Genomic DNA, 12,463 nt, shown 5'->3' with positions numbered 1-12,463 from the left:
TAGAGATTTCTTAACAAAACATGAATCGAGATTTTTCGTTGTCTGATGGCAAGTTAACTATCAACTCGCACCTATGGACAACTTTGGTAGAAGTCAGACGCGGGGTGAGTCCCCCGCAGCTCGGACTTATTCTTTCCCACATGTGCTGGAATCGGCACGAATCGACCTGGGAGGGCCGGGTTTTCCACCGGCTTGCATGTGATCGGGATTTTCCGCAGAACCATCCCCTGACAAGACCCTGCAGATGTCGACAGGTTTTTCCACATGTCCACGCCCTTCATCCTCGCTTCCGGCTCGCAGATCCGGACCGATTTGCTCACTTCAGCGGGCGTTCCGCACCGAATCGAGGTCGCGCGGATCGACGAATCCGCGATCCGCGACTCACTTGCCCAGGAAGGGGCCGGGCCGCGCGACATGGCCGACGCGCTGGCCGAGTATAAGGCGCGGCGCGTCTCGCAGAAGAACCCCGGCGCCTTCGTTCTTGGCTGTGACCAGATCCTCGCGCTGGGAAAGGAGGTCTTCTCCAAACCGCGCGACCCGGAAGAGGCCCGCGCCCAGCTCATGCGTCTGCGCGGCGAGCGTCATCACCTCTACTCCGGCGCGGTGATCTACGAGAACGGAGAGCCGATCTGGCGCCACGTCGGGGTCGCACGTCTGGTGATGCGCGAGTTCTCGGAAGCCTATCTCGACGACTATCTCGCGCGTAACTGGGAAAGCGCGCGCCATTCGGTGGGCGGATACAAGCTTGAGGAAGAAGGCGTTCGTCTTTTCGCGCGGATCGAGGGGGATCACTTCACCATTCTCGGCCTGCCCCTGCTTGAACTTCTTGCCTTTCTGTCCGTCCGGGAGATCATTGCCGCATGACTGACACACGCATTCCGCTCGCCGGCGTCATCGGGCACCCGGTGGCGCACTCACGCTCGCCGCAACTGCACGGGCACTGGCTTCGCAAGTACGGGCTACCCGGGCATTACATCCCGATGGACATCGCGCCCGAAGACTTTGAATCCGCTCTCAGGATGCTTCCGAAGCTTGGTTTCGTCGGCGCGAACGTCACCATCCCGCACAAGGAGCGGGTGATGGAGATCGCCGACCAGGTTTCGGACCGCGCGACGCTGATCGGGGCCGCGAACACGATCATCTTTCGCGCCGATGGCGGCATTCATGCCGACAACACCGATGGCTACGGGTTTCTCGAAAACCTGCGGCAGGGCGCGCCGGATTGGGACCCCAAGGCCGGGCCGGCCGTGGTTCTTGGCGCGGGCGGAGCTGCGCGCGCGGTCGTTGCTGCGCTTCTCGACAGCGGCGTGCCGGAAATTCGCATCACGAACCGCACGAAGTTGCGGGCCGAGAAGCTTCGCGAGGACTTCGGATCGCGTCTTTCGGTCGTGGAATGGGTCAAGGCGGGCAACGTTCTCGAAGATGCGGCGCTTGTCGTGAACACCACGTCTCTCGGGATGGTCGGAAAACCCGAACTCCGGGTGCCGCTCGACGGGTTGCGGCGGGGCGCGGTGGTGACCGACCTTGTCTACGCGCCGTTGCAGACGCGGCTTCTTCGCGTGGCGGAAGAACAGGGGTGCACGACGGTCGACGGGCTGGGGATGCTCATCCACCAGGCCGTGCCCGGGTTCGAGCGGTGGTTCGGTCAGCGCCCCGAGGTCGACGAGGCCACGCGCGCCGCGATTCTGCGATGATCTTCCGGCTTGGGCTGACCGGCTCGATCGGCATGGGAAAATCGACGACCGCAGCGCTCTTCGCGGAGGAAGGCTGCGCTGTCTGGGACGCGGATGCCGCCGTTCATCGCCTGTATGCGCAGGGTGGCGCGGCAGTGGAGCCCATCGGGTCGCTGTTTCCGGAGGCAATCGAGGATGGCGCCGTCTCGCGCGACCGTCTGCGCGACATCATCGGCCGCGACAGCGCGGCGCTGAGCCGGATCGAGGCCGTGGTGCATCCGCTCGTGCGCGAAGATCGCGCCAGATTTTCGGAAAATCACCCCGACACCATCTGCGTGTTCGACATCCCCCTGCTGTTCGAGACCGGATCCGAGACCGAAATGGACGCCGTGGCCTGCGTGAACATTCCGCCGGATCTACAGCGGTCGCGGGTGCTCGCGCGCGGCACGATGAACGCCGAGGATCTCGACCGTATCCTCGCCCGGCAGATGCCGAACGCGGAAAAGTGCGCGCGGTCGGATTTCGTGATCGAAACGGATACGATAGAGCACGCGCGGGCCCAGGTGCGGGCCGTGCTGGAAGACATCGAAAGGCGGCGACATGCGTGAAATCGTTCTCGACACCGAAACCACCGGCTTCGAGCCCGAAACCGGCGACCGCATCGTCGAAATCGGCGCGGTCGAGCTCTTCAACCACGTGCCGACGGGCAAGACCTATCACCAGTATATCAACCCCGAGCGGTCGATGCCGCAGGAAGCGTTCCAGGTCCACGGGCTGGGCGACGATTTCCTGCGCGACAAGCCGGTCTTCGTGAAGATCGTCGACGAATTTCTCGAATTCATCGGCGACGCGAAGCTTGTGATCCACAACGCGGCCTTCGACGTGAAATTCCTCAACGCCGAGCTGGGCTGGTCGAAGCGCCCGCTTCTGCCGCGCGACTGCGCCATCGACACGCTCGACATCGCGCGGCGCAAGTTTCCCGGCTCTCCGGCCTCGCTGGATGCGCTGTGCCGCCGGTTCGGCATCGACAACTCGTCGCGGACGCTGCACGGCGCTTTGCTCGACAGCGAAATCCTCGCGGAAGTGTATCTCGAGCTGATCGGGGGCAAGCAGCCCGACCTTGTCCTGAACCAGGTCCATTCGAGCGGATCCGGAGGCGCGGGAGACGACTGGCGCCCCACGCGGCGCGAGACTCCGCTGCCCTCGCGGATCACAGACGAAGAAAAGGCGGCTCACGCCGCCTTTGTCGAAAAACTCGGAGAAAACGCGCTCTGGACGCGCGGCTGACGCCGATCAGGCGTCGAGCTTCTGCTCGCCGCCGCCGGTCGCCGCCTGCTGCTTCTGACGGCGGGCGATCTCGTTGCGATAGAGCTGCACGAAGTCGATCATCTCGAGGTTCAGCGGCGGGAAGCCACCGTCGCGGGTGATGTCCGACACGATGCGGCGCGCGAAGGGGAACAGCATCCGCGGGCATTCGATCAGCAGGAAAGGGTGCAGCTGCTCTTCGGGAACGTTCTCGACGTGGAAGACGCCGGCGTAATCCATCTCGAGGATGAAAAGCGTCGTGTCGGTGCCCTTGGACTTGGACTCGATCTTGAGCTTCATCACCACTTCGTACTGGTGATCGGCGCTGCGCTTCTTCGCATCGAGGTTCACCTGAACCTGAACGTCGGGCTGCACTTCGCCCTGGCTGCCCTTCTGGGCGAGAATATTCTCGAAGGACAGGTCACGCACGAATTGCGCGAGCACGTTCATCTTGACCGGTGCGGCCGCGCCTGCGGATTCCGTCGCGCCGTTCTCTTGCTGGTTTTCTGCCATGGGGTTCTCTCACTCCTCGAAACAGGTTTGACCTGCAATAGCAGGCGGCAGGCGGCGTCTCAATGCTTCGTCCAGCCGGAACCGGGATGATTGGGGCGTTTGTCGTCGGGGACTTCGGTGAAGTCGCCTTCGATCACGTCACCGTCCTTGGGGGCACGCGGGCCACGCGACGGGCCGCGGCCCATATCCGCGCGCGGCGGCGGGCGGCCGCCCATCTCGAACCGCTGGACGGTCACCTTCGAGGACAGGTAGCGCAGCACGGCCGAGCGGAACTGCGGGGTGCAAAGCGCGAAGCCCACGGCGTCGGTGAAGAACCCCGGCGTCAGCAGCAGCGCGCCGGCAAGCAGGATCATCGCACCGTGCGCGAGCGGCGTCGTCGGATCCTCGAGCCGCGAGAACGACCCCTGCAGTTCCCCCAGCGCGCGCAGCCCCTGCGAGCGGACAAGCGCGGTGCCGACGATCGCGGTGATCACGACGATGGCCAGCGTCGGCCACAGGCCGATCAGCCCCCCGACCTGGATGAAAAGCGCGATCTCGATGAGTGGCACCAGAAGAAATGCCAGAAAAAGCCACATGATGGGTCTCCCTTGCGTCCGGGCGCCGGTAGACTTGCCGGAACCCAGCACCTACATAGGAATGCAACACGAGAAATTCCACGTTTGCGCGCATGAGGTGCCGATGAACACGCCGATCGTCCAACTTCTGGTCCTTGCCGGGATCGCGATTTTCCTGATCCTGCGCCTGCGCAGCGTTTTGGGAACGCGGGACGGTTTCGAGAAACCTCCGGCGCCCGCCCAAAGTCAGCGTGACACGGCGAAACCCGATTTCGAGGTGATCGAGGGCGGCCCGGACCGGGACATCATCGACCATGTCCCCGAAAACAGCCCCGCTGCCGAAGCACTTGCCAAGATGAAGCGGGCCGAGCCGTCCTTCAGCGTGAGCGAATTCCTCTCGGGCGCGCGAGGCGCCTACGAGATGATCCTCATGAGCTTCGACAACGGTGATATCTCGGATCTCAAGGGCTTTCTTTCGGACGAGCTTTACGAAAGTTTCGAAGAGGTGATCGAGGCGCGCCGCCAGCAGGGTCTCACGATCGAGGCCGAGTTCGTCGGTGTCCGCGAGATGAACCTCGTCGACGCGACCTTCGACGAAACCGAGCGGCTGGCCGAAATCACCGTGAAATACGTCGGCGAGCTGACTTCGGTCGTGAAGAACTCCGAAGGTGAAGTGATCGAAGGCAGCGCGACCGCGGTCAAGCGTCAGAAGGACGTCTGGACCTATGCACGCCGCATGGGCAGCGACGACCCGAACTGGCAGCTGGTCGCGACCGACGAATAATGTGGCGCAGGGTCCGTGCCGCATGCGTGGCCGGCATGGTACTGGCAGGCAGCATGAGCGCGGCGGAGACGGATACCACTTACGAGATCCTCGGTTTCGAGGATCTCGACGGCTGGGCAGATGACGACCATGCCGCGGCTCTTGCGGTCTTCCTGGAGACCTGCGGCGACATGCGCGACCCGGATTGGTCGAGCCTTTGTGCTGTTGCACGTGAAACAACCGATGCCCGTGATTTCTTTGAGCTTTTCTTCCGTCCGGTGATGATGAAATCCGGCGGCGACGGGCTGTTTACCGGCTACTTCGAGCCGGAACTCGACGGCGCGCTCGAACCCTCTCCGCGCTATCGCTACCCCCTCTACCGGATGCCGCCCGAGGCGCAGGTCACGCGGCCGTGGCTCACCCGGCGCGAGATCCTGACGTCTGGCGTGATGGAGGGTCGCGACCTCGAGATCGCCTGGGTCGACGATCCGGTAGAGCTCTTCTTCTTGCAGATTCAGGGATCCGGGCGGGTTCGATTGCCCGACGGGAGCCACCTCCGGGTTGGCTACGGCGGCGCGAACGGCCATCCCTACAGCTCGATCGGCAAGGAGCTGATCCGCCGCGGCACGATGACCGAGCACGAGGTTTCGGCGCAGGGCATCAAGTCGTGGGTGCGCGGCAACCCGTTCGATGGCGAGGAGCTGCTCTTTCACAACGACTCCTACGTGTTCTTCCGCGAGGTCAACGAGGTTCCGCCCGAGCGTGGTCCGCTCGGCGCGATGAACCGGTCGATCACCGCGATGCGCTCGATCGCGGTCGACCCCGCTTTCACGCCGCTTGGTGCGCCGGTCTGGATCGAAAAGGACGGGGCCGAGCCGATGCGGCGGCTGATGATCGCGCAGGATACCGGGTCGGCCATCAAGGGCGCGCAGCGTGCCGACATCTTCTTTGGCACCGGCGCTGAGGCCGGCTCCGAGGCGGGAAAGATCAAGGATGCAGGGCGCCTCGTGGTGCTGCTGCCGATCCAGCGCGCCTATGCGCTGCTGCCGGAATCGGTTCTATGAGCCGACGCCGCCTGCGACCGGACGAGCTCGAGCTCTGGCGGCAGGTGGCGCAGACCGCCGAACGCCTGCCGGGCCGCAACGCGGCGCCACCGCCGAAAGACCGCGAGGCCCCGCTGCGCAAGAGCCCTCCGCCGCGTGATCCCCTGCCCTCCTTCGACATCGGCAGCGCCAAGGCTCCCGCGCCCGAAAAGCGCGACTACAAGGGCACCACGGCCGAACGTCTTTCGGGCGAGCCGGTGCGGATGGATTCCAAGAACTTCACCCGGATGAAGCGCGGCAAACTGGTTCCGGAAGCACGGATCGACCTGCACGGCATGACGCTTGACCAGGCCCATCCGACGCTGGTGCGTTTCATCCTCACCTCGCAGATGCGGGGTTTGCGGCTCGTTCTGGTGATCACCGGCAAGGGCACGCGGGAGGACCCGCACGACCCGATGCCCCGGCGCCGTGGCATTCTCAAGACGCAGGTGCCGCAATGGCTGCGGCTCCCCGGGGTCTCACAGGCGGTGCTTCAGATCTCCGAGGCGCACCAGCGGCATGGCGGAACCGGCGCCTATTACGTCTACCTGCGCAAGCGTCGTTAACGCGGCTCGATCCCCGAGAGGATCTGCCGCGCATGCTCCTTAAGGTAGATGCGCATCCACGGAGTGAAGCGCTCGGGCGTCTCCCCGGTCTGGCGGTGCAGATCGTCGAGGGAAACCCACGCGGTGTCCATCACTTCGTCGGGGTTCGGGCGCGGCACGAGCGTGTCCCCTGCCCTTGCCACGAAGATCTCGACGACCTCGTGCTCGATCATGTCGTTGCCGACGTCGGCCCGGTATTCCACTGTGCCGCGTGGCTGCAGGTCGAGATCGGAGATCCCGAGTTCCTCGACAAGACGCCGGCGCGCGCAGTCCAAGCCGCTCTCGTCCCAGTGCGGATGCGTGCAGCAGGTGTTCGCCCACAGCCCGGGCGTGTGATATTTCCCCAGCGCCCGGCGCTGCAAAAGCACCTTGTCACCGCGCAGAACGAAGACCGACACGGCCTTGTGCCGCAGTCCGCGCCGATGCGCCTCGAGCTTGTCCACCGGTGTGAGAACACCGTCGATCCATGCGGGAATGCTGTCCATGACGCCTATCTCCCCTCATGTCCCGACGGCGTCAAGCGTGCCTTGGCAATTGGTCGCAGCCCGCCGGGTCGCGCTTGGCGGCCTTTCCGGTGCGGGATACCGTCGCCCTACCAATCTGTCACGGGAGACGACACATGAACTTCAGGATAGCCACGGCGATCGCCGCAGTGATGCTTGCGGGCGCAGCACATGCCCAGGATGCCGACGAGGGTGAAGAGGTGTTCGGCAAGCGTTGCCGGGCCTGCCACTCGATCGTCGATGATGCCGGCGAGGTCATCGTCAAGGGCGGCCGCACCGGTCCGAACCTCTACGGCATCATCGGGCGCCAGGCGGGCAGCGTCGAGGATTTCCGCTACCGCGATGACATCGTGGCGGCTGGCGAAAAGGGGCTGACCTGGGACGAAGAGACCTTCGAGGCCTACGTGCAGGACCCGACCGCCTTCCTGAAGGAGTATCTCGACGATGGCGGCGCGCGCTCGGGCATGACCTTCAAGCTGCGCGAGGGGGCTTCGGACGTCTACGCCTATCTCGCATCGCTTTCGGACTAGGACCCGGCAAGATCGGGAAGGGCCATGACGACGACAAAGGGCGCATCCGAAGATGCGCCCTTTCTTTTATAAACAATAACTTAGACGATCAGTTCGCCAGCGTTGTGGCCTGCCGTGTCAGTCCGAAGGCAGTTCCGACGAGGCTGAAGACCGTCTGCGCCATGGTGATCGGCGACTCCGTGGCAAGCACGGTATCGTTCGGATTGATCCGGAAATTCCGTGCGGCGAAGAGCCCGTCGGCCGAGGTCAGGTCAAAGGTAAACACCACTTGCTGCATCTTCGGCGCGCTGCCGTCGGACCGCAGGTGGCGGACGCTGTATTCGCGCAGCACCAGAATGCCCTTCGGGTCGGCGCGGGAGTCCGCGAGGCCGCCCATGAGCGAAATCGCCTCGAGCGCGCTCAGGTCGTCCTTGGGGAAGTAGATGAGATCTTCCTGCCCCGAGGCACCGAGCGCGGTGAAGCTGTGGTCGTCCTGTTCGATGATGACGGTGTCGCCGGGGCGCAGCAGCGCGTTGCGCCGCCCGCTCTCAAGAAGTTGCGAGGCCGAGGTTTCATAGGTGGTGCCGCCCCGGATCAGACGCACGCGCGGGTTACGAATGCTGGGCGAGATGCCACCGCCATCGGCGATGAGGCCGAGCACCTTGTAGTTGCGCGAGGGCATGGGGTAGGCACCGGGCGCCTGAACGCCGCCGACCAGCTCGACCGAGTTGCTGCGGCCCTGAACGAGGCTCAGCTGCACCTGCGCCGAGGGCGCGATCTGCGCGAGACGGTCCTGAATGCGGCCGCGCGCCATCTGCGGCGTGAGACCCCGGATGAATACCTGGTCCACGTAAGGCACGAAGACCGCGCCGTTCGGGCCGACCTCGACCGCGTTCATCACCGTCGACTTCTCGGTCGCGTTGGTCAGAAGAGAGTTTTCCTGGCTGTCCCAGATGGTGATGTCCACCTTGTCGCCGGTCTGGATGACGTGCGAATTCGAGCCTTCGGACGTTGCCGGCCAGCCGTATTCGTTGTCCCATCCGGTGCGCGGCCAGGACGAGATCGCGGGCATGTTGGCGCGTGTAACCGATACGACCTGGAAAGTGGGACTTTCGGAGGCGGACTGGCTGACCACCTCGGATTGCAGGGCAGCGCCGCGCGGAAGGGTGCATCCCGAAATCAGCGCGACCACGGCAAGCGCGCCCCAAATGGATTGTAGCCGGAACAACTCAGATCCCCCCGGAAATTCGTTCTGCCATATTGAGCTTTCTTAGCGTTTGTTGACGATGATAGACAGCCCGTTGTCGCCCGAAAACACAAATGGACCAAAACGCGTGACGCCAACACCGCAATCGGAGGGGCTCCGGCAGGAACTCGCCAACAATTTCTCCGGCCCACGGGACGGTGGCCGATGACACCGGCAAAGCGTCTTCTCGACATCTTCGCCGCGCTCGCGCTTTCGGTCGTGTTCTTCCCGGTGATTCTCGTCATCGCGCTGGCGATCCTGGTCCTCGACGGGGCGCCCGTTTTCTACCTGTCGGAGCGGATGAAGACGGTGGACGAGGGGTTCCTGCTCTGGAAATTCCGCACCATGCGGCCGGATGCGTCGGATCGGGGCGTGTCGGGTGGAGACAAGAGCGCGCGGATCACGCGCACGGGGCGGTTCCTGCGGCGCCATCGGCTCGACGAGCTGCCCCAGCTTTGGAACATCCTGCGCGGGGACATCAGTTTCGTCGGGCCGCGCCCGCCGCTGCGGCGCTACACCGAGATGTTTCCGGCGCTCTACGGGCAGGTGCTGAAATCGCGCCCCGGCGTGACCGGACTTGCGACTCTCGCGTTTCACCGCACCGAGGAGCGGCTGCTGACGCCGTGCTCCAGCAAGGACGAGACCGAAGAGGTCTATTGCCGCCGCTGCGTGCCGCGCAAGGCGCATCTCGACCTGATCTACGCCCGGCGGCGCAGCCTGTGTTACGATCTCAAGCTGATGGCGGCGACCGTGCTGCGCCGCATCTCGCTGCATTGAGCGGTCCGGCGGCTCAGCGCCGCAGCATGTGCATGGCGACGTAGCCGATCTCGCTGCCGAGCCACTGGCGCGAGGCAACGATGTCTCCGCCCTGCCCCACGACATAGTAGTCGACGAACGGCGGACCCTCGGGGCTTTCGCAGGCGGCGATGACCTCGACCGCCGTGCCGCGCACCAGCCCCATCTCGACGTTCACCGGCTTGTCGGCCTCGACGCCGCAGCGATAGGTGATGACTTCGGTCACGTCCTCGGGCGTCAGGAAGCGCTGGATGTGGGTCACATGACCGGTCTGGCGCGATCGAACCTGCGCGAGCAGCGGGCCCTCGTCGGTCGACATGAGGTCGCCGCCCAGCCCGCGCGTGCCGGTGATCATGCCGTGCCGCATGGTCACCGCCTGCCGGGTCGAAGTGGCGAAGGTGTCATAGGGCGGGTTCTGCTCGATCCGCACCAGAAGCGACTGCGATTTCCGCTTCTCGATGTTCAGAAAGGCCACCGGGAGCTCGGTCGCCGACAGGGTCTGGACGATCTGCTGCTGCGTGATCGGCGCCGGCGCGCCCTCGCCGCTCTTGAAGAGCACGTCGTAGAGGTTCGTCACCGGGTTGGTGAAATACGGCTCGTTGCTGCAGGCGGAAAGCGCCGCGCCAAGGCCGAGCACCAGGGCGAGCGGTTTGATCATGCGGAGTGTCATCGCCAGAACCTTCCCCAGGTGTTTGCCACGTCGGGCTCGTGCCATGTGCGGACCTGCTCGTAGAGCCGGTTCGACACGTTGAGCCGTGCGCCGCCGTCACGCTGCACCGAACGGATGGTGGTGCTGTTGGTCGTGCGCGTCGGCGTGCCGATACCGACCGACAGCGGGATCGTCAGCATGATGCCCTTGTCGAACGAGCCTTCGCCGAACTCCTCGCTCGAGACATCTGTCAGCGTGGCGAAGGCGCCCACCCGCCAGCCGTTCGCGAACTGGCGGCTCACGGTGAACGTCGCGCCGTAGTCTCCGGCAAGGTAGCGGCCGACGTCGACCTGCCCGTGGAACCCGTTGCCAAAGGCGTAATAGGCCGAGACATGCCCGTTCACGTCCGGGATCTCGCGCTGGATGCCCGAGACCGGGTCGATGGTGACGTTTTCCTGGATGCCCAGCATCCCGTCGTAGTCACGACGGCGCACGTAGTTGACCTCGGCCCCCAGTGCGAGACGGCTTGCAACCGGCTTCCACAGGAGCTCGGCCGAGGCGCCCGCATACATCTGTTCGAGATAGCCGAGCGACAGGCGGCTGTAGAGATTGCGGCCCGGACGCCCGTAGAGGTCGAGCGTCAGCCGGTTGATCAGCGGATCGCCCTCGGCGGCATAGAGCCGGTAGTCGGTCCGCACGCGCGGGAGCTTGGATTCGTCCACCCGCTCGATCGTGTCGAGGTTGCCGACCACCTTCTTCCGGACAGAGCCCGAGAGCACCACGTTCGGCGTGATCTCGTAGCTGCCGCTCAACTCGGCGCCAAGGTCGATGCGCAGCGGATTGTCCGGATCGAAGCTGGAGTAGGAGTAATAGGGGGTGAGCGCCCAAGTGAACTTCGGGTGCTCCGAGAGGTCTGGGGCTGGCGCGAGCCCGACGGCATCGCGGAACCGGGTCCGGGCGAGCATCTCGACGGCGGCATCGTTCTCGAGCGCCTCGAGGTCGGACCGCTGAAGGGTGATCGCCGACATCGGCATCCCGTTCTCGACCGGAACGATGGTGAATTCCTCGACCGAGTCCGGCATGATCCGGGTCATCACCCGGGCGGCGCGGCCGATGGCCTGCGCCGGGGCGCCGTAGGTCGGGTTCTCAAGGCGCAGCGTCGCGCTGCGCGGCTGAAGCTCGAAACCGGCGACCAGAAGCTTCTCGCGGTCGAGGCTGCTGACAAGCCTCTGCTGCACGCTCGCCTCGGCCGCCGCGAGCTGGGTGGTCCAACCGAGATCACTGGCCGATCCCTGCGGACGCGGCTTGACCGGCAGGCCCCCGGTCTCGTTGCCGGCTGGAATGCCGGTCGTCTTCGGGTTCAGGGCAACGGTGACCTGCGCGCCGAGCGTGGTGCCGTGGGCGTAGTAGAGCGAAAGTTGCGTGTCGTTCTTGAACCGGTAGACGACCCCGAAATTGAAGGGCGAGCTGTGCTCGAACCCGCCACGCCGGGTCTCGAGGTCGTATCCGTCCGAGGAATACTCGAGCGTGAAGTTGAGCCTGTCGTTCGGCGCGTAGCTGATGCCGCCGAACGGCGCGATGTCCCCCCGGAACCAGCGATCGTAGCTGACCGTGCCGCCCTCTTGCGACACATCGTAGGCCGGACGCGTGCCGATGGTGGTCACGGGGTTGTGGCTCGCGAGCCGCCCCCAGCCAAGGCCGGCGCTCACCTTGAGGCCGGGCGACAGGGTCTTGGTGGCGACGACGTATTCGCCGCTGTAGAGACCGGTGCCGATGAAGTCCTGCAGGCCAACGGCGATGGCGGGGCGGATGTCGGTTTCGGTGAAGATCTGGTAGCGCAGGTCGAAGCTGCGGTCGTAATAGACCCCGTCCACCGCGTCGGGGTGGTCGAAGTTCTGGATTCCGGAATAGCGGAAGGTGCCGATCAGCCGCGGCGTGATCTGGAAGATCATCGAGCCCCGGTTGCTGTCCCCGATCCGCCCGTAGGTGAAACCCAGGGTCGCATCGGGCGCCATCTCGGCGCTCGGCATGTCGATCAGGCCCGGCGCGCCGTAGAGGTTGAACGACGGCAGCCCCTCGGTCAGTGCCGGCCCCGAGACGCTGGCGAAGAGCGCGGCCAATGTGCCGAGCCTGATGCGTCGCTTCAGATGTGCTGCCCCCGCGCGCATGAAATGACCTCGTGATGCAAAGGATCCTCCTGAACAGGGCTAGTCGGATTTCACGCGCCTGTCCATTCGCGCGGTTGCCGCGGAGAGGCAGCGGTGGT

Annotated in this window: 15 protein-coding genes; 9 read left to right on the top strand and 6 right to left on the bottom strand. The window is 64.9% G+C overall.

Annotation, left to right across the window (positions count from 1 at the left end):
- Window positions 1–264: 264 nt before the first annotated feature.
- Genes D6860_RS18895 through dnaQ form a run of 4 tightly spaced genes read left to right on the top strand, consistent with a single transcriptional unit; the run spans window position 265 to window position 2,960 of the window.
- Entirely contained in the window at window positions 265–864 is a 600-nt protein-coding gene (locus D6860_RS18895) for a Maf family protein (RefSeq protein ID WP_017467854.1), read from the top strand.
- Complete coding sequence (locus D6860_RS18890; protein ID WP_017467853.1) at window positions 861–1,694, top strand: shikimate dehydrogenase; 834 nt, start codon at window positions 861–863, stop codon at window positions 1,692–1,694. Before D6860_RS18895 ends, D6860_RS18890 begins: the two co-directional genes overlap by 4 nt.
- Window positions 1,691–2,281 (top strand): dephospho-CoA kinase, encoded by a 591-nt coding sequence (coaE, locus tag D6860_RS18885; protein WP_076622955.1) that lies wholly within the window; start codon window positions 1,691–1,693, stop codon window positions 2,279–2,281. Before D6860_RS18890 ends, coaE begins: the two co-directional genes overlap by 4 nt.
- Entirely contained in the window at window positions 2,274–2,960 is a 687-nt protein-coding gene (gene dnaQ / locus D6860_RS18880) for a DNA polymerase III subunit epsilon (protein WP_017468072.1), read from the top strand. Before coaE ends, dnaQ begins: the two co-directional genes overlap by 8 nt.
- A 6-nt stretch (window positions 2,961–2,966) precedes the next feature.
- Here dnaQ and secB read toward each other — a convergent pair whose 3' ends face one another.
- Both secB and D6860_RS18870 read right to left on the bottom strand, forming a co-directional pair.
- On the bottom strand, window positions 2,967–3,491 hold the full coding sequence (gene secB, locus D6860_RS18875; RefSeq protein ID WP_017468073.1) for a protein-export chaperone SecB: 525 nt from the start codon (window positions 3,489–3,491) through the stop codon (window positions 2,967–2,969).
- A 59-nt stretch (window positions 3,492–3,550) separates the two neighbouring features.
- Window positions 3,551–4,066 (bottom strand): FxsA family protein, encoded by a 516-nt coding sequence (locus D6860_RS18870; protein ID WP_076622954.1) that lies wholly within the window; start codon window positions 4,064–4,066, stop codon window positions 3,551–3,553.
- 103 nt (window positions 4,067–4,169) lie between these two features.
- On the opposite strand from D6860_RS18870, the gene D6860_RS18865 reads away from it, so the two are divergent.
- From D6860_RS18865 to D6860_RS18855, 3 genes are read left to right on the top strand one after another with little or no spacing between them, the layout of a single operon-like run.
- On the top strand, window positions 4,170–4,829 hold the full coding sequence (locus tag D6860_RS18865) for a Tim44/TimA family putative adaptor protein (RefSeq protein ID WP_017468013.1): 660 nt from the start codon (window positions 4,170–4,172) through the stop codon (window positions 4,827–4,829).
- Window positions 4,829–5,872: a murein transglycosylase A gene (locus D6860_RS18860; RefSeq protein WP_017468014.1), complete on the top strand. Its 1,044-nt coding sequence runs from the start codon at window positions 4,829–4,831 to the stop codon at window positions 5,870–5,872. Before D6860_RS18865 ends, D6860_RS18860 begins: the two co-directional genes overlap by 1 nt.
- Window positions 5,869–6,456, top strand: coding sequence for a Smr/MutS family protein (locus tag D6860_RS18855; RefSeq protein WP_076622953.1), 588 nt, complete (start codon window positions 5,869–5,871; stop codon window positions 6,454–6,456). The genes D6860_RS18860 and D6860_RS18855 overlap by 4 nt, the downstream gene beginning before the upstream one ends.
- Here D6860_RS18855 and idi read toward each other — a convergent pair.
- Window positions 6,453–6,980, bottom strand: a complete 528-nt coding sequence (gene idi, locus D6860_RS18850; RefSeq protein ID WP_076622952.1) for an isopentenyl-diphosphate Delta-isomerase — start codon at window positions 6,978–6,980, stop codon at window positions 6,453–6,455. The two genes, D6860_RS18855 and idi, sit on opposite strands and share 4 nt — an antisense overlap.
- 134 nt (window positions 6,981–7,114) lie before the next feature.
- Between idi and D6860_RS18845 the strand changes: the two genes are divergently transcribed.
- Entirely contained in the window at window positions 7,115–7,528 is a 414-nt protein-coding gene (locus tag D6860_RS18845; RefSeq protein WP_017469128.1) for a c-type cytochrome, read from the top strand.
- A gap of 88 nt (window positions 7,529–7,616) precedes the next feature.
- Here the strand turns inward: D6860_RS18845 and D6860_RS18840 are convergent, their stop codons facing one another.
- A complete protein-coding gene (locus tag D6860_RS18840; protein WP_254681426.1) occupies window positions 7,617–8,699 on the bottom strand; it encodes a polysaccharide biosynthesis/export family protein in 1,083 nt (360 codons plus the stop codon).
- Between the two features lie 219 nt (window positions 8,700–8,918).
- Here D6860_RS18840 and D6860_RS18835 point away from each other — a divergent pair, with 219 nt between their 5' ends.
- Window positions 8,919–9,530, top strand: coding sequence for a sugar transferase (locus D6860_RS18835; RefSeq protein WP_017467362.1), 612 nt, complete (start codon window positions 8,919–8,921; stop codon window positions 9,528–9,530).
- A gap of 13 nt (window positions 9,531–9,543) precedes the next feature.
- Here the strand turns inward: D6860_RS18835 and D6860_RS18830 are convergent, their stop codons facing one another.
- Complete coding sequence (locus D6860_RS18830; RefSeq protein WP_076622950.1) at window positions 9,544–10,218, bottom strand: YjbF family lipoprotein; 675 nt, start codon at window positions 10,216–10,218, stop codon at window positions 9,544–9,546.
- Window positions 10,215–12,365, bottom strand: coding sequence for a YjbH domain-containing protein (locus D6860_RS18825; protein ID WP_076622949.1), 2,151 nt, complete (start codon window positions 12,363–12,365; stop codon window positions 10,215–10,217). Before D6860_RS18825 ends, D6860_RS18830 begins: the two co-directional genes overlap by 4 nt.
- Between the last annotated feature and the right edge of the window lie 98 nt (window positions 12,366–12,463).

Origin of the sequence: Salipiger sp. D13, assembly GCF_003703915.1 — a bacterium.
In the GTDB taxonomy this organism is placed as follows: Bacteria; Pseudomonadota; Alphaproteobacteria; order Rhodobacterales; family Rhodobacteraceae; genus Salipiger; species Salipiger profundus.
Note: the sequence above shows the minus strand (reverse complement) of the source record. Positions and strands in the feature narration are given on the sequence as shown.

Bases quoted from the DNA above. Each gene is read 5' to 3' on its own strand.
- D6860_RS18895 (WP_017467854.1), top strand. From the start codon at position 265: ATGTCCACGCCCTTCATCCTCGCTTCCGGCTCGCAGATCCGGACCGAT.
- D6860_RS18890 (WP_017467853.1), top strand. From the start codon at position 861: ATGACTGACACACGCATTCCGCTCGCCGGCGTCATCGGGCACCCGGTG.
- coaE (WP_076622955.1), top strand. From the start codon at position 1,691: ATGATCTTCCGGCTTGGGCTGACCGGCTCGATCGGCATGGGAAAATCG.
- dnaQ (WP_017468072.1), top strand. From the start codon at position 2,274: ATGCGTGAAATCGTTCTCGACACCGAAACCACCGGCTTCGAGCCCGAA.
- secB (WP_017468073.1), bottom strand. From the start codon at position 3,491: ATGGCAGAAAACCAGCAAGAGAACGGCGCGACGGAATCCGCAGGCGCG.
- D6860_RS18870 (WP_076622954.1), bottom strand. From the start codon at position 4,066: ATGTGGCTTTTTCTGGCATTTCTTCTGGTGCCACTCATCGAGATCGCG.
- D6860_RS18865 (WP_017468013.1), top strand. From the start codon at position 4,170: ATGAACACGCCGATCGTCCAACTTCTGGTCCTTGCCGGGATCGCGATT.
- D6860_RS18860 (WP_017468014.1), top strand. From the start codon at position 4,829: ATGTGGCGCAGGGTCCGTGCCGCATGCGTGGCCGGCATGGTACTGGCA.
- D6860_RS18855 (WP_076622953.1), top strand. From the start codon at position 5,869: ATGAGCCGACGCCGCCTGCGACCGGACGAGCTCGAGCTCTGGCGGCAG.
- idi (WP_076622952.1), bottom strand. From the start codon at position 6,980: ATGGACAGCATTCCCGCATGGATCGACGGTGTTCTCACACCGGTGGAC.
- D6860_RS18845 (WP_017469128.1), top strand. From the start codon at position 7,115: ATGAACTTCAGGATAGCCACGGCGATCGCCGCAGTGATGCTTGCGGGC.
- D6860_RS18835 (WP_017467362.1), top strand. From the start codon at position 8,919: ATGACACCGGCAAAGCGTCTTCTCGACATCTTCGCCGCGCTCGCGCTT.
- D6860_RS18830 (WP_076622950.1), bottom strand. From the start codon at position 10,218: ATGACACTCCGCATGATCAAACCGCTCGCCCTGGTGCTCGGCCTTGGC.
- D6860_RS18825 (WP_076622949.1), bottom strand. From the start codon at position 12,365: ATGCGCGCGGGGGCAGCACATCTGAAGCGACGCATCAGGCTCGGCACA.